This window comes from Microbulbifer sp. TB1203 (genome assembly GCF_030997045.1).
Classification (GTDB): domain Bacteria; phylum Pseudomonadota; class Gammaproteobacteria; order Pseudomonadales; family Cellvibrionaceae; genus Microbulbifer.
In genome coordinates, this window is the sequence record NZ_CP116899.1 from 1,556,052 (window position 1) to 1,579,519 (window position 23,468).

The 23,468-nt window shown below is 62.2% G+C and carries 21 protein-coding genes; 11 read left to right on the forward strand and 10 right to left on the reverse strand.

Annotated elements, in window-relative coordinates; translation table 11 throughout:
- Window positions 1-64: 64 nt before the first annotated feature.
- Window positions 65-697 (reverse strand): TetR/AcrR family transcriptional regulator, encoded by a 633-nt coding sequence (locus tag PP263_RS06590; RefSeq protein WP_308367574.1) that lies wholly within the window; start codon window positions 695-697, stop codon window positions 65-67.
- Between the two features lie 131 nt (window positions 698-828).
- Between PP263_RS06590 and PP263_RS06595 the strand changes: the two genes are divergently transcribed.
- Window positions 829-1,140 (forward strand): DUF6763 family protein, encoded by a 312-nt coding sequence (locus PP263_RS06595; RefSeq protein ID WP_308367575.1) that lies wholly within the window; start codon window positions 829-831, stop codon window positions 1,138-1,140.
- 37 nt (window positions 1,141-1,177) lie between these two features.
- Here PP263_RS06595 and PP263_RS06600 read toward each other — a convergent pair whose 3' ends face one another.
- On the reverse strand, window positions 1,178-1,819 hold the full coding sequence (locus PP263_RS06600; protein ID WP_308367576.1) for a TIGR00730 family Rossman fold protein: 642 nt from the start codon (window positions 1,817-1,819) through the stop codon (window positions 1,178-1,180).
- Window positions 1,820-2,004: 185 nt separating this feature from the next.
- On the opposite strand from PP263_RS06600, the gene lexA reads away from it, so the two are divergent.
- Entirely contained in the window at window positions 2,005-2,610 is a 606-nt protein-coding gene (lexA, locus tag PP263_RS06605) for a transcriptional repressor LexA (RefSeq protein WP_308367577.1), read from the forward strand.
- A 59-nt stretch (window positions 2,611-2,669) separates the two neighbouring features.
- Here lexA and PP263_RS06610 read toward each other — a convergent pair whose 3' ends face one another.
- The 4 genes from PP263_RS06610 to PP263_RS06625 all read right to left on the reverse strand — a co-directional run bounded on the left by PP263_RS06610 (window position 2,670) and on the right by PP263_RS06625 (window position 6,946).
- Window positions 2,670-2,927, reverse strand: coding sequence for a hypothetical protein (locus tag PP263_RS06610; RefSeq protein WP_308367578.1), 258 nt, complete (start codon window positions 2,925-2,927; stop codon window positions 2,670-2,672).
- A gap of 84 nt (window positions 2,928-3,011) precedes the next feature.
- Complete coding sequence (locus PP263_RS06615; protein ID WP_308367579.1) at window positions 3,012-3,503, reverse strand: DUF6586 family protein; 492 nt, start codon at window positions 3,501-3,503, stop codon at window positions 3,012-3,014.
- Entirely contained in the window at window positions 3,500-6,178 is a 2,679-nt protein-coding gene (topA, locus tag PP263_RS06620; protein ID WP_308367581.1) for a type I DNA topoisomerase, read from the reverse strand. The genes PP263_RS06615 and topA overlap by 4 nt, the downstream gene beginning before the upstream one ends.
- A 252-nt stretch (window positions 6,179-6,430) precedes the next feature.
- Window positions 6,431-6,946, reverse strand: a complete 516-nt coding sequence (locus tag PP263_RS06625) for a hypothetical protein (RefSeq protein WP_308367582.1) — start codon at window positions 6,944-6,946, stop codon at window positions 6,431-6,433.
- Window positions 6,947-7,257: 311 nt separating this feature from the next.
- Here PP263_RS06625 and PP263_RS06630 point away from each other — a divergent pair, with 311 nt between their 5' ends.
- Entirely contained in the window at window positions 7,258-7,701 is a 444-nt protein-coding gene (locus PP263_RS06630; protein WP_308367584.1) for a universal stress protein, read from the forward strand.
- A gap of 26 nt (window positions 7,702-7,727) precedes the next feature.
- Here PP263_RS06630 and PP263_RS06635 read toward each other — a convergent pair whose 3' ends face one another.
- On the reverse strand, window positions 7,728-9,590 hold the full coding sequence (locus tag PP263_RS06635) for an ATP-binding cassette domain-containing protein (RefSeq protein ID WP_308367585.1): 1,863 nt from the start codon (window positions 9,588-9,590) through the stop codon (window positions 7,728-7,730).
- Window positions 9,591-9,712: 122 nt separating this feature from the next.
- Between PP263_RS06635 and PP263_RS06640 the strand changes: the two genes are divergently transcribed.
- The 3 genes from PP263_RS06640 to PP263_RS06650 all read left to right on the forward strand — a co-directional run bounded on the left by PP263_RS06640 (window position 9,713) and on the right by PP263_RS06650 (window position 13,505).
- On the forward strand, window positions 9,713-11,677 hold the full coding sequence (locus PP263_RS06640; protein ID WP_308367586.1) for a transglycosylase SLT domain-containing protein: 1,965 nt from the start codon (window positions 9,713-9,715) through the stop codon (window positions 11,675-11,677).
- A gap of 731 nt (window positions 11,678-12,408) precedes the next feature.
- A complete protein-coding gene (locus PP263_RS06645; RefSeq protein WP_308367588.1) occupies window positions 12,409-13,197 on the forward strand; it encodes a CPBP family intramembrane glutamic endopeptidase in 789 nt (262 codons plus the stop codon).
- Window positions 13,197-13,505, forward strand: a complete 309-nt coding sequence (locus tag PP263_RS06650) for a hypothetical protein (RefSeq protein ID WP_308367589.1) — start codon at window positions 13,197-13,199, stop codon at window positions 13,503-13,505. The genes PP263_RS06645 and PP263_RS06650 overlap by 1 nt, the downstream gene beginning before the upstream one ends.
- 30 nt (window positions 13,506-13,535) lie before the next feature.
- Here the strand turns inward: PP263_RS06650 and PP263_RS06655 are convergent, their stop codons facing one another.
- Window positions 13,536-13,793 (reverse strand): glutaredoxin family protein, encoded by a 258-nt coding sequence (locus tag PP263_RS06655; RefSeq protein ID WP_308367590.1) that lies wholly within the window; start codon window positions 13,791-13,793, stop codon window positions 13,536-13,538.
- Between the two features lie 2 nt (window positions 13,794-13,795).
- Window positions 13,796-14,656, reverse strand: a complete 861-nt coding sequence (locus PP263_RS06660; protein ID WP_308367591.1) for an FHA domain-containing protein — start codon at window positions 14,654-14,656, stop codon at window positions 13,796-13,798.
- Between the two features lie 298 nt (window positions 14,657-14,954).
- Here PP263_RS06660 and PP263_RS06665 point away from each other — a divergent pair, with 298 nt between their 5' ends.
- The 4 genes from PP263_RS06665 (at window position 14,955) to PP263_RS06680 (ending at window position 20,614) form a co-directional block, all read left to right on the forward strand.
- A complete protein-coding gene (locus PP263_RS06665; protein ID WP_308367592.1) occupies window positions 14,955-15,881 on the forward strand; it encodes a protein phosphatase 2C domain-containing protein in 927 nt (308 codons plus the stop codon).
- 21 nt (window positions 15,882-15,902) lie between these two features.
- Window positions 15,903-18,329: an SUMF1/EgtB/PvdO family nonheme iron enzyme gene (locus tag PP263_RS06670; protein WP_308367593.1), complete on the forward strand. Its 2,427-nt coding sequence runs from the start codon at window positions 15,903-15,905 to the stop codon at window positions 18,327-18,329.
- Window positions 18,330-18,404: 75 nt separating this feature from the next.
- Window positions 18,405-19,652: a Xaa-Pro peptidase family protein gene (locus PP263_RS06675; protein WP_308367595.1), complete on the forward strand. Its 1,248-nt coding sequence runs from the start codon at window positions 18,405-18,407 to the stop codon at window positions 19,650-19,652.
- A complete protein-coding gene (locus PP263_RS06680; protein WP_308367596.1) occupies window positions 19,649-20,614 on the forward strand; it encodes a threonine/serine dehydratase in 966 nt (321 codons plus the stop codon). Before PP263_RS06675 ends, PP263_RS06680 begins: the two co-directional genes overlap by 4 nt.
- 54 nt (window positions 20,615-20,668) lie before the next feature.
- On the opposite strand, the gene rlmKL is transcribed toward PP263_RS06680, so the two are convergent.
- Window positions 20,669-22,840: a bifunctional 23S rRNA (guanine(2069)-N(7))-methyltransferase RlmK/23S rRNA (guanine(2445)-N(2))-methyltransferase RlmL gene (gene rlmKL, locus PP263_RS06685; RefSeq protein WP_308367597.1), complete on the reverse strand. Its 2,172-nt coding sequence runs from the start codon at window positions 22,838-22,840 to the stop codon at window positions 20,669-20,671.
- A 316-nt stretch (window positions 22,841-23,156) separates the two neighbouring features.
- Here rlmKL and rmf point away from each other — a divergent pair, with 316 nt between their 5' ends.
- A complete protein-coding gene (gene rmf / locus PP263_RS06690) occupies window positions 23,157-23,408 on the forward strand; it encodes a ribosome modulation factor (RefSeq protein WP_308367598.1) in 252 nt (83 codons plus the stop codon).
- Window positions 23,409-23,468: the final 60 nt, after the last annotated feature.

Below are 23,468 nucleotides of genomic sequence, written 5' to 3' on the forward strand. Positions count from 1 at the left end.
GCTTCGTGGGCAGCCTTCGGCTGTCCAAATTTGTCCGCATTCCGCATTCCGCATTCCGCATTCATCATTCCGCATTCACCTTAAGTATCGCCGCCGCCGCGGGCACCAGCCGGTCCAGGGTTTCCGGAAGGCTGCTCTGGGCGCCGAAATCTTCTCTCAGGATAGCCTCGATGGCGTCAAAGCTCGACAGAGTGAATACAGTGGCGCCCAACATGAAGTAGAGGCGCCAGTAGAAGGTCACCGGGTCCAGGTGCGGCAGCGCCCTCTCCAGCAGGCCGGCGAAGCGGCTGTAGCTGTCGCCGTAGCGGGAGACGATAAAGCGGCGCAGGTGCCCTTGGGATTGGCTATAGGCCAGCCCCAGCAGCCGCATAAAGCGCTGGGGATCGCGCCCCTCTGCCGCCAGGCTGCCGAGCCCCACCCGGTAGAGACTCTCCAGCAGCTCTTCCACCGTCAGCCGCTGGCCCGCCGCCTCACGGCGATCCAGTTCGCCGGCGAGACTGGCGGTAAAAGGCGTCAGAAAGCGCTCGAACACTGCCTGGATCAGTTCTTTTTTTGATCCAAAGTGGTAATTTACTGCGGCGAGGTTGACCCCGGCTGTGCTGGTGATGGTACGCAGGGAGGTTTCGGTGAAGCCGCGCTCGGCAAAGAGCACCTCAGCGGCGTCCAATATCCGGCCGACCGTATCCGTCTGGCTCATAGGAATTCGAACCAACAATTAAAACAGTTGTTTAGTGAAAAGGCAGATTAGCATATTCCGCGCCAGCAGGCGGTGTTGAACCGGTGGCGCGGACATTAAATTGAAGGGAAGAATCGAGGAGAAGGGTTGCCATGACTCATAAACGACCGGAAATTGGCAGTTGGTTCGAGAATATCGACGGCGGCCTGCTGTTCGAAGTGGTCGCGGTGGACGATACCATCGAAGTCCAATACGCCGACGGCACCCTGGATGAGTTCGACTGGGAACAGTGGCGGGAGATGTCGCTGGTCACGGCGGCAGAGCCGGAGGATGCCAACGCGGCCTTCGGCCTGACTGTGGACGACCAGTCACCGAATGCGCGGGGCTTCAGCGTGCCGGAGGATACCAACCCTCTCGACCACGTTGAGGGAGAACCTTTCGAGGGGACGGACGAGTCGTCCTGAGGCCCCTTGCCAAGAGAATGAAAACTGGAGGTTCGTATCACGCCTCCCGCCCCCTGATGTAATCGATAATGATCTCCGCCGCCTCCTCTACAGTATCCACCATGCTGAATAAATCCAGGTCCGAGGCGTCAATGCAGCCGCTCTCCAGCACCGTATCCATCAACCAGCCGTGCAATCCAGCCCAATAGCGCTTGCCCACCAGCACGATGGGAAAGCGCTGCACCTTCTGCGTCTGCACCAGGGTCAGCGCTTCGAACAGTTCGTCCAGGGTGCCGTAGCCCCCGGGCATACCCACAAAACCCACCGCGTGTTTGACGAACATAAACTTGCGCACAAAGAAGTAGCGGAAGTTGAGGCTGATGTCCTGGTAGGGATTGGCCGCCTGCTCGAAAGGCAGTTCTATGTTGAGGCCGATGGAGACGCCGCGCTGGGGCAAGGCACCGCGATTGCAGGCCTCCATGATCCCCGGGCCGCCACCGGTCATCACCGGTATACCTTCGGCGGCCAGCAACTCCCCCAGTCTGACTCCCTGCTGATATTCCGGAGTATCCTCTGTAAAGCGCGCACTGCCGAATACTGTCACGGAACCGGTGAGCGCAATCAGTCGTTCAATTCCATCCACCAGCTCGGACTGTATCCGCAGTACCCGCCAGGCTTCCGGCATTTTTGCGTCCAGCATTTTCTTTCCTTTTATTTGTCGCGTATCTCTTTCAACCAGCCATTTTCTCCCCTCCTCTACTTATAGCAGCTTAATAGCGACAATGGCGTTGCCGGCCGCCCACCGGCACAAAGATTGCGCAGGAGGCAAATCTGTATATAATCCCAGCAACTGTATATAAATACAGAACAACCTCAGGTGACCCTATGACCAATCTCACTGCACGCCAGGCCCAGGTACTTGAACTGATCAAGTCCTATCTGGAGGACACCGGCTATCCGCCCACGCGCGCGGAGATCGCCCAGGAACTGGGCTTTCGATCCCCCAACGCCGCGGAAGAACACTTGAAGGCACTTGCGCGCAAAGGCGCGATCGAGATGGTGGCGGGTGCCTCGCGGGGAATCCGCATTCCCGATTATCAACCGGGCCTGCCGATTGTAGGGCGTGTAGCCGCCGGCAACCCGATCCTCGCCGAGGAGAACATCGAGGATTACTGCGACCTTCCGGCAGATTTCTTTCACCCACCGGCGGACTACCTGCTGCGGGTGCACGGCATGAGCATGCGCGACGCCGGCATACTGGATGGCGACCTGCTTGCGGTACAGCGCACAGATCAAGTGCGCAATGGCCAGATAGTGGTGGCGCGGATCGAAGATGAAGTCACCGTCAAGCGCTTCCGCCGCAAAGGCAACCAGGCCACTGTGCAGCTATTGCCGGAAAACGAGGATTTCGAAGTGATTCAAGTGGATATGCGGGACAAGCGTTTTGCCATTGAAGGACTGGCGGTGGGAGTGATCAGGCAGAGCCCCTGATCAATTAACAATGACCAGGCTGGAGTAATCCCAATTGAACATTGGTAACTGGTCATTGATCAATGAACCGTGTGATTTACCGGGGTCCCCTCTTCGTCTTCATCGAAATAACCCGACTCCATATCGTCGATATTCTGTACAGCTTCTATGCCGGCCTCCAGCATGGCCCGGGCAATGGCGATTTTGTGTTCGCGTATGAAATCCAGACTCTCACTGGAGAAATGGATACGCACCAGCGGGTCCTCCCGGTGGCCGGCACGGCGCAGCGCCACATCGCCATTGGCCAGTTCAACAATTTCAAAAGTCTCGGAGGACATACCCTTCTCCCGCTACATCAATTTGTGTGCAGGGTAACATACAGAGGCCGGAAGCCAGAAATCGGACTTAAAAACTGCCCGCTCCTACCACTCTTCCATATGCGCGCGCTGGCGCCGCACCAACTCCACTAGCGCGGCACGCCATGCTTGCAAACGCTCTTCGCTGAGAGCCGGAATTTCGGCAGCGGACAGGTTTTGCAACGGAATCAAGTTATCCTCCCCGCGATTTCCTTCGCTCTTCCCGCCGGAGAACTTCCACAGCTGCAACCACGCGGCCTGCAGTTGCGACAGCCAGCTGTCAGGGTCCCCGAGCAGCTCCAGCAGTTCAGCGGCCTCCGCACAGGCCGTACCGCGGGCTGCGGCCCGCTCCTTGAGTTCAGACGCGGATTCCGGTTCGCAACCCAGTTGCAACTGAAACGCCAGCTCGCAGAGAAAGGCGCGGTAGGCGCGCCACAGCTGCACCACTGCTCCCTCCTGCACCGCCACCTGCCGCAACGCGGGCCCGGTCTCTCCATCCAGGAGCAGTTGGCTTTTACGCAGAGCGGACGCCACCGCGCCGGTGTAAGGATTGCTCATCTGCCCGCGGCCGCTTTCTTGTGTGCCGGCTTGCGCGTGGTACCACTGCTTCCGGACTCAATCTGCCACTTGCCGTCTCGATAAAAGGCGCGCCAGCCGGTGGCCTTTCCCTCTTCCTCGGACTGTACATACTGCTCTTGGGTCTTGCGGCTGAAGCGCACCACCGTATCCCGCCCCTTGTCGTCCTCGGTGGGCGCCGAAAACAGGAAGCTGTACTTGGGATCGATCTCGCTTTTGTGCGGCAACAGCTCTTTCACCAGTGGCGCGCGGGTCTCGCGGTTCTTCGGGAACTGGCTTGCGGCGAGGAACAAGCCCGAGGCGCCGTCGCGCAGGATATAGTGGTCGTCCACTTTCTGGCAGGGCAGCTCGGGCATGGGCACCGGATCCATTTTCGGTGGCGCCGGCTGGCCGTTCTTGAGCAGTTTACGGGTGTTCTTGCACTCTTCGCTGGTGCAGCCGAAGTACTTGCCGAAACGACCGGACTTCAGCTGCATATCGCTGCCACACTTGTCGCACTCGATCAGCGGCCCGTCGTAGCCCTTGATCTTGAAAGTGCCCTTCTCCACCTCGTAGCCGTTGCAATCCGGGTTGTTGCCGCAGATATGCAGCTTGCGCTGCTCATCCAGCAGGTAGCTGTCCATGGCGGTGCCGCACTTGGAACAGCGGCGCTTGTCGCGCAACTGGCGGGATTCTGCTTCTTCATCCTTGTCCGCGTCCACGGCCTCTTCGCCGGGCACCAGGTTCATGGTGTTGGTGCAGCGCTCCTTGGGTGGCAACCCGTAACCGGAGCAGCCGAGGAAAACGCCGGTGGAGCCGGTGCGGATCTGCATATGCCGGCCGCACTTGCTGCACTCGATATCGGTGTCCGTGGGCGCGTTGCGGCGCATGCCGTCCTCGGCGGCCTGGGCTTTTTCCAGGCGCGCGGAGAAGTCCTTGTAGAATTCGTCGAGCAGCTCTTTCCAGCCCTTGTCCCCCCCCGCCACCGCGTCCAGGGATTCCTCCAGGTTGGCAGTAAAACCGTAATCCATCAGGTTCTTGAAACTCTCGCTCAGGCGGTCGGTGACGATATCCCCCATTTTTTCCGCGTAGAAGCGCCTGTTTTCCAAGCGGACGTAGCCGCGGTCCTGGATAGTGGAAATGATTGAGGCGTAAGTGGAGGGACGGCCGATACCGCGCTTTTCCAGCTCTTTCACCAATGCCGCCTCGCTGTAACGCGCCGGCGGTTTGGTGAAATGCTGTTTCGGATCCAGTTTTTTCAGCGAGAGTTTCTCTCCCACTTTCACGTCCGGCAACAGTAGGTCTTCGTCTTTTTTGCTGACCGGCGGCGCCACCTTTAAAAAGCCGTCGAAACGGATCACGCGCCCGCGGGCGCGCAGCTCGAAGTCGCCGGCGGTAACCACCACCGAGGTGGACGTGAACTGCGCCGGGGTCATCTGGCAGGCCACGAACTGCTGCCAGATCAGGTTGTACAGGCGCTCGGCGTCGCGCTCTACGCCGGAGAGCATGTTCGGCTGCACACGCACATCCGAGGGGCGGATCGCCTCGTGGGCCTCCTGGGCACCTTCCTTGCTGCTGTAGCTGTTGGGGTTTTCCGGCAGGTATTTATCGCCGTAGCTCTCGCCGATAAATTCGCGTACCGATTCAACCGCCTCCGCACTCAGATTGGTGGAGTCGGTTCGCATATAGGTAATATGCCCGGCCTCGTACAGGCGTTGCGCCAGCATCATGGTTTTCTTGACGCTGAAGCCCAGGCGATTGCTCGCCGCCTGCTGTAAGGTGGAAGTGATAAACGGTGCCGAAGGTTTGGAACTGGTGGGCTTGTCGTCCCGCGCGGTAACCTTGAACTCGCTCGACCGCAGGGCCTTGACCGCGGCGCTGGCCTGTTCCTCGTTGACCGGGCGAAAGGCTTCGCCGGCCTGCTTTTTTACTTCCAGGCGCAGCGGATCTGCCTTGGCAGTTTCGGTATCCGCGGCGAGAGTCCAGTACTCCTCGGGAATAAAGGCGCGAATCTCCCGCTCCCGCTCGACCACCAGGCGCACCGCCACCGACTGCACCCGCCCGGCGGACAGGCCGCGGGCCACTTTTTCCCACAGCAGTGGCGAGACCATGTAACCGACGATGCGATCGAGGAAGCGGCGCGCCTGCTGGGCGTTGACCCGGTTGATATTGAGTGGGCCCGGGTCCTTGAAAGCTTCCTGGATCGCGGACTTGGTGATCTCGTTGAACACCACCCGGCGGTAGCGGCCCTCGTCGCCGCCGATGGACTCGCGCAGGTGCCAGGCGATCGCCTCTCCCTCGCGGTCCAAATCCGTGGCCAGATAGATATGGTCGGCATTGGCGGCCAGCTTGCGCAGTTCGCTCACCACCTTTTCCTTGCCGGGCAGGATTTCGTAGTGAGCGGCCCAGTTGTGATCCGGGTCTATGCCCATGCGCTTGATCAGCTGCTCGCGATTTTTCTTGCGCTTGTAGGCCTCCTTGGCCTCCGGTGAAAGCTTGCGGGTCTCCGCGGCGCGGCGCGCGCGCTCCTTCGCGTCTACCGGCTGCCGGTTTCCGCCGCCGGTGGGCAAATCGCGAATATGGCCGACGCTGGACTTCACTACAAAGTCCTTTCCGAGATACTTGTTGATGGTTTTCGCTTTGGCCGGCGATTCGACGATGACCAGTGATTTACCCATAAGCATTTGATTTTAAATAGAAAATTTACTGCTTTCGCAAGCCTTGGCAGCCTTTGGCAAAGGCCAGCGCTGCGCGAATATATAAGCTCCGCCCCGGGTGCGGTCAAGCGAGCGGCGCAAATTACTGTTGCGCAACGTCCAGTTTTCTCACCTTTCCGGGGTATCGACAATTTTGCAGGAGCGGCGGCTGGCCGCCATCAGCGCAGGCTCCTGGCGAGACCAATAACCACTCCCATAGAGTGGTTATTCGGCCTATCGGGTGCTGTTTCGCGGTAGCCTTATCGCTTCCTCTATTGGCGGCCGCGAAGCCTCCAGGGCTTTTTCCAGCGCCGTCATTCCCCTGTCTCCAGAGGATTCCCGCCATTGCACCCCCAGCCCGGTCTCGGCGCCGACAACCGCGGTGGCGTCCTCCGGCAGCGCGGCCAGCAATTCCCGCAACGGTTCCCAGGCAGACTGCGGCGCGGCGCGGCCGTTGCGCCAGTCCCAGTGCCCGGAAAAATTCATCTCGTGATCCCCCCGCTGCCGCTCCAGTACCCAGCCTGTCTGCAAGCGGCGAGCATCCCCCCAACGGGTGAAGTACACCGCCGCGCTGCCCTGTCCCTCCGCCGCCGGCAGGGATTTCATCTGCACAGTCAGCCCCTCCCGGGCGGCGCGGCTGCGCAGTGCGGCCAGGCGCTGGTCCCGGGCGCTGGGCTTCAGCCACATCACCGGCCCCACCACCAGAACGACGGCAAAGAGAATAATAATGAGGGGTAGCCAGCCGGTCATAACCACTCCTTGTTGGTGGGAAAAGGCGCCTATTTTGCGTTGCCCGGCGCCGCTTCTGTCAAGAACCTTTTTTTAAAGTAGACTTTCTATTGTCCCGTCACGTACAAAATAGCGGTATCAGAGGGCCGCTGGAGCGCCTTCCAGATTGGCCGCGGAGGCTCTGCCGGGGGCCATTCCGCCAAGCGGCGCCTCGCCGTGAATAATCCGGGGCGCTGATATCGCCATTTGGTAGGAGAGAGGGCGCCGACAGGTTTCGAATGAAGGCATTTTCCAACCTGCCCCCTATTGTCCAGACATGGAGCGGAACGCTTATGGCCAGCTACAAGCACATTCTCGTCGGCCTGGACCTCTCGAAGGAGTCCTCCCAGGTACTGCAAAAGGCCGCCGATATTAGCGGCGCCTGCGGGGCGGACCTGAGCTTAGCGCACGTGATTGAGCCGCTGACCTTCGCCTATGGCGGGGATATCCCCATGGATCTCTCGGAAGTCCAGGAGCAATTGCAAAACCAGGCGAAGGAGCAGTTGCGCAAATCCGCCGACAAACTGGGAATTCCCGCGGAGCGCCAGCACGTGGTGCTGGGGCAGCCGGCCACGGAAATTCACCGCCTGGCGGAGGAGCAGGAAGTGGATTTAATCGTTATCGGCAGTCACGGCCGCCACGGCCTGGCGCTGCTGTTGGGGTCCACCGCCAACGGGGTGCTCCACGGCGCCTCCTGCGATGTGCTGGCGGTGCGGGTGCATGTCAATGAAAAGTGAGCGGTATTTCCCTACCCGATAAGGGTTCACTGATAATTGTCCAACTCCGCCCAGCGCTCGAACGCCGCCTCCAGTTGCGCCTGCCGCTCCGCCAGAAGGCTCAGCTTTTCCTCTACCAGCGACTGCCCCTGCTGATAAAAGTCCGGCTGTGCCACGGCTGATTCCAGCTTTTCGATCTCCTCTTCAAGCTGCTCGATCTGCCCCGGCAGGCTGTCCAGTTCGCGCTGCAACTTGTAACTGAGCTTTTTCTTTTTCGCCGCCGGCGGGGTACCCGAATCCGGCTTGCTCTCCGGCTTCTGAGCCTCTGTCTGCTGCCTTTCCCCGGCGGTTGAAAAGCTCCCTCCCTGGCGCAGGAAATCGGCGTAGCCGCCCACATATTCACGCACGCGCCCCTCGCCCTCAAAGGCCAGGCAGGAGTCCACCACATTGTCGAGAAAAGCGCGGTCGTGGCTGACCAGCAGCACGGTTCCCGGGAAGTCCAGCAACAGTTGCTCCAGCAGTTCCAGGGTTTCCACATCCAGGTCGTTGGTGGGCTCATCCAGCACCAGGATGTTCGCCGGCTGGCTGAACAGCTTGGCGAGCAGCGCACGATTTCGCTCGCCGCCACTGAGCGCCCCCACCGCTGTGCGCGCCTTGATACCACTGAACAGGAAGTCCGCCAGGTAGGACATCGCGTGGCGGCTCCTGCCACCGACAGTGATGGACTCCCTGCCCTCGGCGATATTGTCGAGCACGGAGAGTTCGGGGTTGAGCTGGTCGCGGCGCTGGTCGAAGTAGGCCACCTGCTGCTTCGTACCCAGGCGTACTTGGCCGGAATCCGGTTGCAGATCGCCCAGCAGCAGCCGGATCAGGGTACTTTTGCCGGCGCCGTTGGGACCGATCAGGCCCACTTTGTCGCCGCGCATCAGGGTGAAGGACAAATCGCGGACCAGTGGCTCCTCGCCGGGATAAGCAAAAGAGACATTGCTCAATTCCGCCACCAGCTTGCCGGACAGCTCCCCGGAATCCAGCGCCATTTTCGCCCTGCCCTGCCGATCCCGGCGCGCCTCCCGCTGGCGTCGCAGCGCCTGCAGGGCGCGCACCCGGCCCTCGTTGCGGGTGCGCCGGGCCTTGATCCCCTGGCGGATCCAGGCCTCCTCCTGGGCGAGTTTCTTGTCGAACAGCTCGGCGTGCCGCGCCTCTTCCTCCAGCAGCTTCTCCTTTTCCTGCTGGTAGCGGTCAAAATCACACTGGAAGACGCGCAATTGCCCGCGATCCAGGTCCCATACCGTCTTCGCCAGCCGCTGTGCCAAAGCGCGGTCGTGGCTGACGAACAGCAGCGCGCCGCGGTAGCTGGCGAGAAAATTTTCCAGCCACTCCACTGCGGCGATATCCAGATGGTTGGTGGGCTCGTCGAGGATCAGCAGATCCGGTTCGGTCACCAGCGCACGCGCCAGCGCCGCGCGGCGCTGCCAGCCGCCTGACAGGTCCGACACCTGGTCCCCTCCATCGAGGCCGAGACGGTCCAGCACACTGTCAATTCGCGGCAGCAGGTCCCAGCCGTGGGCGGACTCGATACGCGCCTGCAGGTCCACGTCCGGCTCCGCGCGGTAATTCGCCAGCCAGACGCCCACGTCGCCGAGGCCTCCGGCCACATAGCGGTAGACGGAGTCACTACAGTCCGACGGCAGTTCCTGCTCCAGCGTCGCCAGCACAAGGCCGCTACTGCGCACCACCTCGCCCCCATCGGCGTCTATCTCCCCCGCGATCAGGCGCAACAGGCTGGATTTGCCCTCCCCGTTGCGGCCCACCAGGCAGATGCGGTCCCCGCGATCCACTTTGGCGTTGACATCCTCCGCGAGCACCTGGGTTCCGTAGCGCAGGCACACGCCATCCAACTGAAGCAACATCTTTAACTACACTTTTTGTTGAGTAAAAACGGATATTTTACGCGTTATTCGCGTCTCTTAATAAGGTATTCTGTTGTTTCGGTGGTAAATTGAAGACGCGAAGTTTCAATCAGGTGATATTGATGTCGATTGGCGCAAAGGGAATTGCTCTGCTGCTCTCACTGGCGCTGCCCGCCCCGCTTGCGGCAGCGGTGGTGGAAGAGGCGGAGAGAGCGGTAGCGCAACGGGAAAAACTGCAAGAGGCGCGCGCGGCCATCGCCCGCGGCGACCAAAGCGAACTCGCGAGACTGAAGCGGGAGCTGCGCGGTTACCCGCTGCTGCCCTACCTCGACTACTGGGCCCTGAGCAAAAAGCTTCCACAGCTGCCCTACGGGGAAATCGACCAGTTTCTCACCGACTACCGCGACACCGCCATCGGCGACTGGATGCGCGTCCGCGTACTGCGCGAATTGGGCAGCCGCGAGCGCTTTCGCGCCTACCTGAAATACTACCGCCCGGAAAAAATCACCCGCACCTCCCTGCGCTGCTACTACGCTGATGCCCTTTCCCGCCACGGCGACAAGCGGGCCGCCTATGAGCTGGTGGAGGAGTTGTGGACCGTCGGTGTCTCACAGCCCGAAGAGTGCGACCCGGCGTTTAACCGCTGGATAGGCGACGGCGGCCTCACCCCGGAGCTGGCCTGGCGCCGCCACCAACTGGCGGTGGAGCGCGGCAATTTGGACCTGGCGAGCTATATTGCCGGCAAAATGGGAGATGGGCAGGCGCGGCTGGCCCAGCTGATGCGTTCGGTGCACCGCGAGCCCACGCAACTGGCGGATTACACCCGCTTTATCCGCGACGAACCGGAATACCGGGATATAGTCCTGCACGGCCTGCACAGGCTCGCCCGGGAGGACGCCGCGGCCAGCGACAGGGCCTGGCGCCGCTACGAGGCCAGCTACCTGTTCAGCGACGAAGAGCGCGACGCGCTGCTGCGGTACCTGGCACTGCAGTTCGCACGCCAGGACGACATGGAGGGGCTGCGGCAACTGCTCGCGCGCAGCGAGGATTTTTCCGATCCCCGGATTTTCGAATGGCTGGCCCGCCAGTCCCTGCGGGCGCTGGACTGGGCCCAGGTGGAATTCTGGATAGACCGCCTGCCGGAGAGCGAGCAACAATCCGACCGCTGGCTCTACTGGAAGGCCCGCGCCATCGAGGAACTTTACAGCAAGGGGCTCGCCGACGAAGCGGTGGCGCTGTACCGCAAGGCCGCCGCCGAGCGCAGCTACTACGGCTTTCTGGCCGCGGACACCTTAGGGGAGAACTACAGTTTTGTGGACCGGCCGGCGCCGATCACGCCCAAGCAGGTGGAGCAGCTGGCCGCGCAGCCGGCGATGCAGCGGGCGCGGGAGCTGCAGGCCATCGGCGAGTTCTACCACGCGCGTCGGGAGTGGGATTACGCCACCGAGGGCATGTCCCACGAGGAACTGCTTACCGCCGGCAAGCTGGCGAGTTCCTGGGGCTGGTACCACAAGTCCATTCGCTCGGTACTGGCGGCGGATTACCTGGACGACCTGGAGCTGAGATTTCCGCTGGCCTTCCCCAATATCGTGGCGGATGTCAGCAGGCGCATGGGCGACAACACCGCTCTCAATCCCTACCTGATCTACGCCGTGGCGCGCCAGGAGAGCCACTTCAGCCACGACGCCAAGTCCCGCGCCGGAGCCCTGGGGCTCATGCAACTGCTGCCATCCACCGCCCGCGCCACCGCCCGCCGCGCCGGCGTGCCCTACCGGCGCAGCTGGGACCTGCTCAGCCCCGACACCAATATTGCCCTCGGCAGCCACTACCTGAATTCACTATTGGACCGCTTCGACAACAACCGCTTCCTCGCCGCCGCCGCCTATAACGCCGGCCCCACCCGGGTGGCGCGCTGGCTGGAGGAAACGGGAAACAGGCTGCCCTACGATGTCTGGATAGAGACCATCCCCTTCAACGAAACCCGCAACTATGTTCAGAACGTGCTCGCCTATACGGTGATCTACGCCTATCGCAGTGGGGAAAAGGCATCGCTGCTGAGCGAACGGGAAGCGAGCCGCAGACTTTAATTTCTCATTTCATTATTACCATTCCCTTGGCAAAAAAAATTGCCAGGTCGATACCTCATCGAAAAAGCATTTCGTCGCCCCGGCGGAAGCCGGGGTCCAGAGAAATCGTGGGTTTCTGGATTCCGGCTTCTAGCGAGTCGCCGGAATGACGTTAGTCAGAGGCTCCTTAGCTCAAAAATATTTTGGTAACTACTCTCCCCTCTCCCGCTTGCGAGGGAGGGGCCGGGGGAGGGGGCGCTGACCGGCTCCCCCTCTCCCTAACCCTCTCCCCCAAAGAGGGAGAGGGGACTGTCGTGGTGAGTAGTTACATATTTTGCACATATCTGGTGCACATCTGTAATGGCGTGTAATGAAATGTCCCTTGATGGCCATTTGGCGGGCCTAATAACATAAAAATATGATAAATCATGTTATTTATAGAATAACAGTCTGAGCAGTAACAAGAAGTGAAGTAAGGAAACAGTGTGACAGCGTTGTTCCGCCAACAAGCCATGGAAAGGCGAGCCGATCGCTTGCACGGCGAAGTTCTTCTACTCCCCCGCCTCTCCCATACCCTGGTTCTTATTTTTCTGCTGCTGTGGGTTGTCACCGCGCTCTGCTGGCTGACAACCGGCAGTTATGCGCTGCCATGGGAATCCAGATGTACGGCAGGGAACCCGGCTTGAGCGATATTTGGCGGGCGATCCGGGGAAATATTCAACAGAAGACCCTTTAAATAAGGAAAAAAGAAGATGGAAATCATTTCTAACGAAAACTCGCATTGGGATACCACAGCGGGCACAGAGAAGCTTCAGCCGCGTACCTGGCGTGCAGCGGGCTGGCTTTGTGTCTTCGCGCTGCTGCACTTTGTAGGCGTATTTCTATATATAGCCGGCTATGGCGGCTACCTGGGCGCACAACTGGGAACGCAGGGCCAGGTTGTCGATCCGGCGGCGATACAGGCACAGATAGAAACGCATATACAGTCGCCAGCGGCGCTGGTGGGCATGTACATGACCCAGTTCTGCCTGCTGCTGCCGGCTGTTCTGCTGGTGGCGCATTTCAGGCAGCAGTCCCGCTGGGAAACCCTGGCAGTGCGCCGATTCCCGCTGAAATCCCTCGCCACATGGCTGCCGGCACTGCTGGTGTTTCTGGCGGCACAGGCGCTGCTGGCGCACGCACTGGATATCGATCCGGGAGAGTTCATGAAATCGCTGGCGGGCAGCCGCTTCTTGCCGCTGGCACTGATGATGGTAGTGGCCGCGCCGCTGCTGGAGGAACTGGTTTTCCGCGGCTACCTGTTCCGCGCCTGGCGGCACACGCGCCTTGGGCTCTCCGGCACCCTGCTGCTGACTTCGGTGTTATTTACCGCCCTGCACTTCGGCCAGTACCACTGGGTCCAGTTGAGCTTTATTTTCGCACTGTCACTGCTGCTGGGCCTGGCGCGGGAGAAAAGCGGCTCGGTGCTACTGCCGATTCTGCTGCACGCGGGCAATAACCTGGCCAGCGCTATTACGGTGATCTACCTGGGGATGGCTTGATGCATTTTACTCAGAGGGAAATCCGCCTCATTCGTACCGCCGAGCGGTGGGTGCGGCGGCAACGCAGGGTGAAAATTGTCTTGTCTATGGCATTCTTGCTTCTATCGGCGGCGATTTTGTTAGGTGCGATCCGTTTCGAGACGATCCCCCCCTCACTGTATGTGGTGTTTGCGATAGCAGTGGTTGGAGCCGGTTCCGCCCAATCGCCACGATACGAAGTCCTGACGGCAATATTGTCGGAGAAGCTGGCGCAACAGGAGCCAAACTTCCCAGTGGATGAACTGGCCGGCAAAGTGCGGAAAGGTTGAACTAGTGCTGTTTCGCCTGCAAGCCGGCTCCTACAGTTCCGGGAGCCGGCGCAGGAGCCACTCCTGCAGTTGCTCCCGATCAAAAGGCCAGCCGCAGACATCCTCCGGGTCCCCCAGCCCCACCAGTGGAATACGCGTTGCGAAGCGGTCCAGCAGTTGGGAATCGTCGGCGATGTCCACTTCACGCAGGCGAAGCTGGAACTGCTCCAGCAGCGGCCAGATCTCCGCTTTGGCTTTTTCGCACAGGCTGCAGCCCAAGGTGGTGTAGAGGATCAGGTTTTTCGGCACCGTCAGATCAGCCCCTGGTTGTGTGCCCAGAAATAGCCGACCGCCGCCGCGGTGAGCAGCAGACCGGTCACCCAGATCCAGCCGCTGCCGCCGCTCTCGGCCAGGGCGGAATCACCCTCATAGCGACGCCGTTCCCGCGTGGGTTCCGAGCCCGAGACCGGTTGCCGCGCCGCAGCCGCCCGCGCCGCATCCGCGGTTGCCGGTTTGTCCTGGGGCAGAGATACCGCCGGGCGCACTGTGGTTTTATCGCGGTCGTCCGCCGGGCCCACCACGCTGAAGCTGAGGGTGTCGAAGCGCAGTTCGTCCCCGCGGCGCACGCGGCTCTCCACCACTCGCCGGTTGTTCAGGTAGGTGCCGTTGGCGGAACCCAGGTCGATTACAAACAACAGGCCCTCGCGCACTTCCAGGCGCGCGTGCCGGCGGGACAGATGAGACAGGGAAAAAGTGATATCGCACTCGTCGGAGCGGCCCACCACACTGGTTTCCCGTACCGGGAACACCCTGCCGGCAATCGCCGGGTGGTTGGCGCGCAGCGCCCAGGAGACACCGCTGCCGGCGCTGGCTTTGAGCTTGGTCACCTTGGGATCCAGCACCGCCAGTATCCGCCCGCCGATCTTTACCTGGTCGCCCAGTTGTAGCGGGCAACTCCCCTCCACCGGCTGGCCGTTGACCGCAACCAATCCCGCACCGGCCAGGTTGTGCAGGGTGAGCTGATCGTCCTCCACCGCCACTTCGGCGTGCAACTTAGCCACGGCGTCGTCCGCGATGGTCAGATCACAACTGCCGGCGCGCCCGATGGTCACTTTCGGCGCTACCAGCCATACACTCTGGCTGGCGTCCTTGAGATCGCAAAGTTTGAACATATAAGATTCCCCGGTGATCAATAAGCAATGATCAATAAGCAATGAACAAAAATCCACTGGCAACCGACAGTCGATCACTGTTCATTGATAACTGGCTGCCGGCGCGAGTTTATCATGGGGAATTTGCCCCGCGTGTGATTCCGTTTGCAGCCCGCCGCGCCCCTGGGTTCTAATATGCACGGCACGCAGACAGGGATAGGCCACCGGTGCGGACACAGGCTGGACCGCTGCAACCGCTGCAGAGTCGACCAGACACACCGGCAACCGGGTTAACCACAATAAAGGTAGTTGCACGCCAGTGAGTGAAGCCAAAGTACGCGAGGTATCGCGGCACAGCGGGACAGTCAAGCGCGCCAGCGGCGCCGGGCGGAGCGCCAGCGCCACCCACCCCGGTTACAAGCGCGAGCAGAACGAAGACGCATGCTGGGCCGACGAGCAGCGCGGTGTCTGGGTGGTGGCCGACGGGCTGGGTGGCCACCAGGCCGGGGAGATCGCCAGCAAAACTGTGGTGGAGGAAATCCAGCGCTCCGCGGCCACCGACCGCCACTACGAGCGAGCCCTGCTGCGCGCTCACGCCTTGCTTCTGGGGGACGAACAGAATACCGCCAATATGGGCTCCACCGCGGTGGTCGTGGCAGAAGACGGTGCCTACTTCCATATCTACTGGGTGGGCGACAGCCGCGCCTATCTCTGGACTCCCGGAGAGGACGGCGGCCAACTAAAGCAACTCACCAGCGACCACTCCTACGTGCAGATGCTCGTGGATTCCGGTGCGATCAATCCGCTGGAGGCCGCCAATCACCCCAACCGCCATGTGATCACCCGCTGTATCGGCGGCAGCGCCAATCCCAACCTGGAGATAGACAGGGTTTCCGCTCCCTGGCGGCCGGGACAGAAACTATTGCTGTGCAGCGACGGCCTCAGCACCGAGGTGGAGCCGGAACAGATAGCCCAGGTTCTGGCAGCCAACAGCGACAACCGCCGCGCCGCGGACCTGCTGGTAGCCGCCGCGCTGGACGCCGGGGGCAAGGACAATATCACCGTACAACTGATCAGCGCGCCGGATAAGACGCCAGCAACATCCGGAAAGTGGACTTTCCGCACAGGCCGTACGCCACACCCTTCCGCGCCCGGATTGAAATTTCGCGGCAAAATACTCCCCGTCCTGAGTGCACTCGCCCTGCTGGGCCTGCTGGCTACACTGGTCGCCCGGCAGTTTGGGTAAAGAGGCAAGGAATAGGGTTCGATGGAAGTCGTAAGCACCAATACCGCCACATCGCTGGGAATCCCCGGCTACCGCATCCTGAAGAAGATCAACCAGGGCGGCATGTCCACCGTGTACCTGGCTATCCAGCGCAGCGTCGGCCGCCAGGTGGCGCTCAAGGTGATGTCGCCGGTGCTCAACGCCGATCCGGTGTTCAGCGAGCGCTTCCAGCGCGAGGCCAATATCGTCGGCCAGCTCTCTCATCCCAATATCGTCGGCATCCACGATATCGGCCGCTACCGCAGCCTCAACTATATCGCCATGGACTACATGCCCGGCGGTTCCGTCTCCGACCGCCTTTCCGAGGGAGTGATAGATCCACTGGAGGCGCTGAATATCACCCGCCAGATCGCCACGGCGCTGGATCACGCCCACGGCAAGGGCTATGTGCACCGCGACCTGAAACCGGAAAACATCCTGTTTCGCGAGGACGGCTCCGCAGTGCTCACCGATTTCGGGGTGGCCCGGGCAATCGCGCGGACCACGCGGATGACCAGTACCGGCATGGTGGTGGGCACGCCCCACTATATGAGCCCCGAACAGGCCCGCGGCACCGCCATCGACGGGCGCGCCGACCTCTACAGCCTGGGTGTGGTGTTCTACGAGATGCTTGCCGGCGCCGTGCCCTTCCAGGCTGACGAGGCGGTGGCCATCGCCATCAAGCACCTCACCGACCCGATCCCCAAGCTGCCGGCGCGCCACTCCCTGTATCAGAGCCTGATCGACCGCTTCCTGGCCAAGGACCCGGAACAGCGCTTCCAGCGCGGGCTGGACGTGGTGGACGCCATCGACCAGCTGATAGCCACCCTGGCCGGCAAGCCCTCGACCCAGGCCACCCAGCTCAACAACACCTCGGTGCGCGTCTCCAGCCTGCTGCGCGCCCTGCTGATGACCCTTTACGGCACCCTGAGCGACCAGATCGCCGCCGCCTGGGCTCGCTGGCGCGACAAACCCTTGCACGAAAACCATCCCCGCGCCGAGCAGGCAACCATCATGCGTATCCACCAGGTGATCCAGCAGGCGCCGCCGCGCAAGCGCCGCCAGTGGCTGTTCAGCGGCCTGGTGTCGGTATCCCTGGTGTTTGGCTGGGTGCTGTTCAGCCTGATCGGCTACAAGCTGCAGTGGCAATCCGGCTCTCCCCTGCTGGACAGCGCCAGCGACTACACCGCCTCTCTGCTGGTACCGGAACAGGCGCCCGCAGCGGCCTCCGAAACCCCGCTGGTGGCCGCAGCGGCGACACCCAATGAACCGGAGCCCGACCCGGAGGTCTCACCGGCGCCACTTCAACAGAACATCGAACTGCCGGCCCCGCAGGAAGAGACCTTCGCAACCGATGCACCGGTGGAGACCGCCGGAACCGGGGAAACAGAGCCGGAGGCCGGGGAAGCGGCCGATATCACCCCCGGCGAAGAGGCCGCGACCACCGAACTCGCGGCCACCGAACCCGAGGTGGAAACCCCGAAATACCGCCTCACGGTGCAGCCGCGACCCCGCGATGCGCGGGTACGGATCATGAACATCAATCCCCGTTACCGCCCGGGCATTCCCCTGGAGCCGGGCAGGTACGACCTGGAAGTGAGCCGCCCCGGCTACACCACGCTGCGCCGCTGGGTGGGGATAGAAGACACCGACCTCACGGTGCCGGTGACCCTGGAACGCGCCTACTACCCTGGCAAAAAGATTCGCTCTCCCCTGGCGGACGGCGGCACCGGCCCGCAGATGGTGGTGATCGGGGCCGGTAGCTTCACCATGGGCAACGACCAGCGCGACGCCTCCAGCCCGGCGCATCGCGTCACCATTGCTAAACCATTCGCCATCTCCACTTACGAAATCACTTTCGACGAATACGACCGCTATGCCGAGGCCACCGACGCCGCCCTGCCCGGCGATGCCGGCTGGGGCCGCGGCGACCGACCGGTAATCAACGTGAGTTGGCGGGATGCGCGGAACTACGCCCGCTGGCTGTCCAGCCAGACCGGACGTCGCTACCGCCTGGCCAGCGAGGCCGAGTGGGAGTACGCCGCCCGCGGCGGTGTGCCGCACCCCTTCTGGTGGGGCGGCAGTGAAGCCCGCGGCAAAGCCAACTGCCGCCGCGGCTGCTCCAGTGAGTTCAACGGCCTGTTCAGCTACTCCAGCGCGCCCGTGGGCCACTACCAGGCCAACCGCTTCGGCCTCTTCGATACCGCCGGCAATGTGGCCGAGTGGGTAGAGGATTGCTACCTGAACGGTTACGGCCAGAGCCGCGACGACGGCCAGCCGGTGGTGGTAGACAAATGCGAGCTGCGCAGCGTGCGCGGCGGCTCCATGCGGGAACCCCTGAACAATATCAGTTCCGACTACCGCACCGGCCTGAGCGAACACACCGTATCCAAGACAGTCGGCTTCCGCGTGGTAATGGAACTGGAGTGAGCGGTCAGCGGTGGCTATTCAGTGGTGAGTTACACTGAACACTAACCACTGAATATATTGGCCACCTGTACCGTCGTGACCGCCCCATTCACTCGCAGCGAGTTCAGACAGCGCCAAAAAGCGGTCCGCGCCCGGCTGGCAGAGCTGGGACTGGACGCCTGCCTGATCACCAGCCCCGAGAACATCTATTACCTTACCGGCCTGGACCATATGGGCTACTTCGCCTACCAGATGCTGGTGCTGCCCGCCCGCGGCGAACCAGTACTGGTCACCCGGGAAATGGAAAAGGCGGTGGTGCGCGACATGGCACCCGGCGTGCGCCATGTTGGCTACCCGGACGGCAGCCCCGCGGCAGGCGACCAGCATGTGCCCGTAGCCAAGGGCGCGGAAACTCTGGAACCCTGGCCCTCCCCACCGAAAGCCACCCCGGAAACCATTCCCCCCTCGATCCCGGTTACCCGCGACGCCCTGGCCGGCATAGGCCTGGGGTGCGGGCGGCTGGGAGTGGAAAAGGCCGGCAGCTTCTTCCCCATGACCCTGGCCGAGGGCATCCAGCAGTCCCTGCCGGAAGCCGAGTTCGTCGATGCCTCGGGGCTGGTGGACGCCTTTCGCATCTGCCAGTCCGATCACGAGCTGGAGTGCACCCGGGAGGCGGCGCGCGTCTCCGACGCAATGATACTGGCGGCCATCGCCGCCGCCGGCGTGGGGGTCAGTAAAAGGGACGTGATGGCGGCGATCTACAGCGAGATGTGCCGCCGGGGGGGCACCTACCCCGGATTTGTGCCCCTGGTTCGCGCCACCACCACCCTGGAGCACGAACACGGCACCTGGCAGGACTACCGGCTGGCCGAAGGGGACCTGCTGTTCCTGGAGATGGCCGGCTGCGTGCGCCGCTACCATGCCCCCATGGGTCGACTGGTCTATATCGGTGAGGCGTCCCCGGGAGCCAAGCGCATCAACACTATCTGTCGCGATGCGGCGCACGCCGCCGCCAACGCGATCCACCCGGGAGTCTCCGCCGGCGACGTCTATAACGCCTGGCAGGCGGTATTGGACGGCAATGGCTTGGAGAGTTATCGCCGCCACCACTGCGGCTACTCCGTGGGCATCGGCTATCCGCCCAGTTGGTCCGGCAGCGGCGTGCCGGTGGCCCTGCGCGCCGGGTCCAGCCTGAAACTGGAGGCCGGCATGGTCCTCCACCTGATGTCCTGGCTGCTGCGCAGCCCCCTCGGCGACGCCTTTATATCCGACACGGTGGTAGTGACCGAGAGCGGCTGTGAATTCCTGACCAACGTTCCCAGCAAAGTGACTGTGCGGCGATGAGCGATATCGGTGCAGCGGAAATAGAGGCTGCCCGCAAAGCCATCGACGGGCTGCTGGAATCCACACCCTGCCTGCGCAGCCGTCCCCTGGAGGAACAGCTGGGGCGCCCGCTGTGGTTGAAGTGCGAACTCTTCCAGCAGACCGGCTCCTTCAAGCCGCGCGGTGTACTCAACTGGCTGGCCAGCGCTGCCGATACCCGGCTGGAGCGGGGACTGGTCACCGTCTCCGCCGGCAACCACGGCATGGCCCTGGCCTGGGCCTGCGGCGAGCGGGGTATTCCCGCCACCGTGGTGATGCCGGAGGGCGCCAGTCCTTTCAAGGTGGAAGCCTGCCGCGGCTACGGCGCCGAGGTGATACTGTACGGAGATATCCGCGCCACCTGGGCCCATGCCAAAGAGCTGGTGCGGGAGCGCGGCGCCACCCTGGTGCCTCCCTACGACGACCCGTACATCATCGCCGGCCAGGGCACTGTGGGGCTGGAGCTGCTGGAACAGCTGCCGGAGCTGGATACCCTGATCTGCCCGGTGGGCGGAGGCGGCCTGATCTCCGGCATAGGCATTGCCATCAAGCATGCCAGGCCCGAGGTCCGTATCGTCGGCGTGGAACCCGCCGGCGCCGCCACCCTGAAGACCGCCTGGGACGCGGGGGGCCCGGTGGAACTGGAGAAGGTGCAAACCCTGGCCGCCAGCCTCGGCGCCAACCGCGCCGGAGAGCACACCTACGCCGCCAGCCGCCGGGTGGTGGACGAACTGGTAGCCCTCGATGAAGACGCCATCGCTGCCGGCGCGGAACTGCTGATCACCCGCGGCAAACTCTACGCCGAACCCGGCGGCGCCATCGCCGTGGCAGCCGTCGCCGCCGGCGCCGTCTCCCTCGATAAAGGTTCTTGCGTTGCGGCGGTGGTCAGCGGGGGCAATATGGAAACCGGGGAGCTATTGAAGCTGCTCGACAAGATCCCTTGACGGTGCGCACGGCGCACCCTACACATAGCCAGTAGGGTGCGCCGTGCGCACCGGTCACCTCTGGATTTTCCAGACATTGTGAATTTTCGGATTGCGCTGAAAATCCCTGTCCAGCAGCGGTAAATTCTCTACCCGAAATTCCGCACAAATCGCTTCGTCCATTTTGAACGTGCGCAAATTATTGGAAAAAACCAGGGAGCCCCCGGGGGCCAGCAAAGCCATGCACTGGCGAATCAATTTTGGGTGGTCCCGTTGAATATCCAAGACGCCGCGCATTTTCGCCGAGTTGGAAAAGCTGGGCGGGTCCATGAAAATCAGGTCGTAGTGGCCGCGTCGGTTCTGCTGCGCGGCTTCCAGCCACTGCATACAGTCCGCCTCCACCAGTTGGTGCCGATAGGGGTCCAGGTTGTTGCGCTGGAAGTTGCGCGCACTCCAGTCCCGGTAGGTTTTCGACATATCCACGCTGGTGCTCTGCACGCAACCGCCCAGCGCCGCCTCTACCGTGGCGCTGGCGGTATAGCAAAACAGATTGAGAAATTTCTTCCCCGGGGCCAGTTTGCGCAGGTACTGGCGCACCGGGCGGTGGTCCAGGAAGAGCCCGGTGTCCAGGTAAGCCCACAGGTTTACTTCCAGTTGCGCGCCGTACTCGTCCACCCAGAAGGCGGAGGCGGTATCGGAGTGTTTGCGGTACTGGCCACCGCTCTTGTGGCTGTGACGGCGGCGCTCTTTGATGCTGATATTTTTCCCGGACAGCTCCAGCACCGATTGAACCGCGCGCACCAGGTCGCGCAGCCGCGCTTGGGCCTTTTCCTCCGGGATGTTCGCCGGCGCCTTGTACTCCTGGACATGGGCAAACAACTCACCTTCCAGCGAGCGGTATAGGTCAATCGCCGCGGCGTATTCCGGCAGGTCCGCGTCGTACAGGCGGTAGCAGCTTATACCGCTCTTCTGCGCCCACTTGCCGGTGGTACGCAGGTTCTTGCGCAGCCGGTTGGCAACCATCTCCACCTCGGCGGAAAGCGTTCGACGACCCTCCTCCCCCCGATTTTCCACAGACTGCTCGCGGATATGAAACAGCAGCAATTGGCTGGGAATACTGCCGTTGTACAGCTGGTACTGTTTGTGGGATCGCAGACCGGTGGCATGGCCCAGTTCCGGGTTGCCGGTGAAAATACCCACCGACCATCCGGGAAATTCCTTTTTCAGCTGCCGGCCCAATTCCGCGTAGGTCTCGCGCAGTGCTTCCTGTTCGCCCAGGCGCTCGCCATAGGGGGGATTAGTCAATACCAGTCCGGGTTTCACTTGGCGGTGACTGGGCACCTTGAAGGCCGCCACCGGACGACAGCTGACTCGCACCTGCTTTTCCAGCCCGGCGCGGGCGATATTGGCCTCGGCGGCAAACAGAACCTTGGCGTCGGCGTCATAGCCGCGGATTTCCGGCAGTTCCCGTTCCAGCCCCTGCCGCCGGCGCTCCAGCGCCTCCTCGCGCAGCGGCATCCACAGATCGCTCTGGTGGTTGAGCCAGCGCTCGAAACCGAATTCCTCGCGCAATAGTCCCGGCGCAATATCCGCCGCCATCATCGCCCCTTCGATAAGCAGGGTACCGGAGCCGCACATTGGGTCCAGCAGCGCGCCGCCATCGGCGGCGATGTCCGGCCAGCCGGCGCGCAACAGCAGTGCCGCAGCGAGGTTCTCTTTCAGGGGCGCAGCGCCGATATGGGTGCGATAGCCGCGCCTGTGCAGGCTCGCGCCGCTGAGGTCGATGGCGATATCCAGCGTGTCCCGCTGCAGGCGCAGGGCCACGGTCAGGTCCGGATGGCGGCGGTCTATCTCCGGCCGCGCACCGCTCTGGCGGCGCAGCCGGTCGACGATGGCGTCCTTGGCCTTTTGGGCGCCGAACTGGCTGTTGCGGATCTCCCGGTTGGTTCCGGAGAACTGCAGCCAGAGTACGCCGGAGGGGTTGATATGCTCCTCCCAGGGAATCCCGGCCACGGCGCGATACAGATCTTCCGCATCGGCAATCCGGACCTGCCCCAGGCGCAGCAGCACGCGATTGGCCAGGCGGCTCCACAGGCAGCAGCGGTAAGCCAGTTGCAGGGAACCGGAGAAGTGTACCGCGGCTGGCTGTTCGCGGGTCGCGCCGGCGCCCAGGGCGCGCAGCTCCTCCGCCAACAGGCTCTCCAGGCCCCGGGGGCAGCTGGCGGTAAAGTCGATTACGTCAGTCAAAATCCTGTCTCTCACTCAAGGCGACAATTTTTGGGTTTCCCCACTATACAAATTTCTTCTATTACCACTTCTCTTCAGACGAAAGCGTTCGTTCACAGGCCAGGTGCTTTTTGCTCTACTGGGGGCTGCGCTCATAACCGCCAGCTCAAAGGATGCCAACCGGTTCCCGCAATGTGAACCCGACAGTGCACAGCGAATGAAACAGCGCGCGGCGGCGAGCGCTTTTTTATTTCACGGATTTTCACCATATCCTTCAGTATCAGGGAGTGAAAACCTGCGAGCGGCAAGCGAGCGGCAAGAGAGGTGCCTAAACCTTATGAAACGCCAAAAACGCAACCAGTCCGACAGAGCCTTCTACAAAGGCTACCTGGCCGCCACCCAAAACAAAGCCATGGATAATTGTCCCTTTGAAAATGAAGAGCTTCACCAAGCCTGGGTCAACGGCTGGCGGGAGGGCCGGGAGGATTACTGGAACGGGTTTGAAGGTTCAGTCACAGCGCAAAAACTGGAAACCTACCGAGCGGTAACCACCAATGTGCACCACCCGGATGGCTGGAGCACCATGTAGCGGCCCGACCCGCCGAGAGGGACGCATGCAAAGTGACCATCCACCTCCCCGGGTTCCATA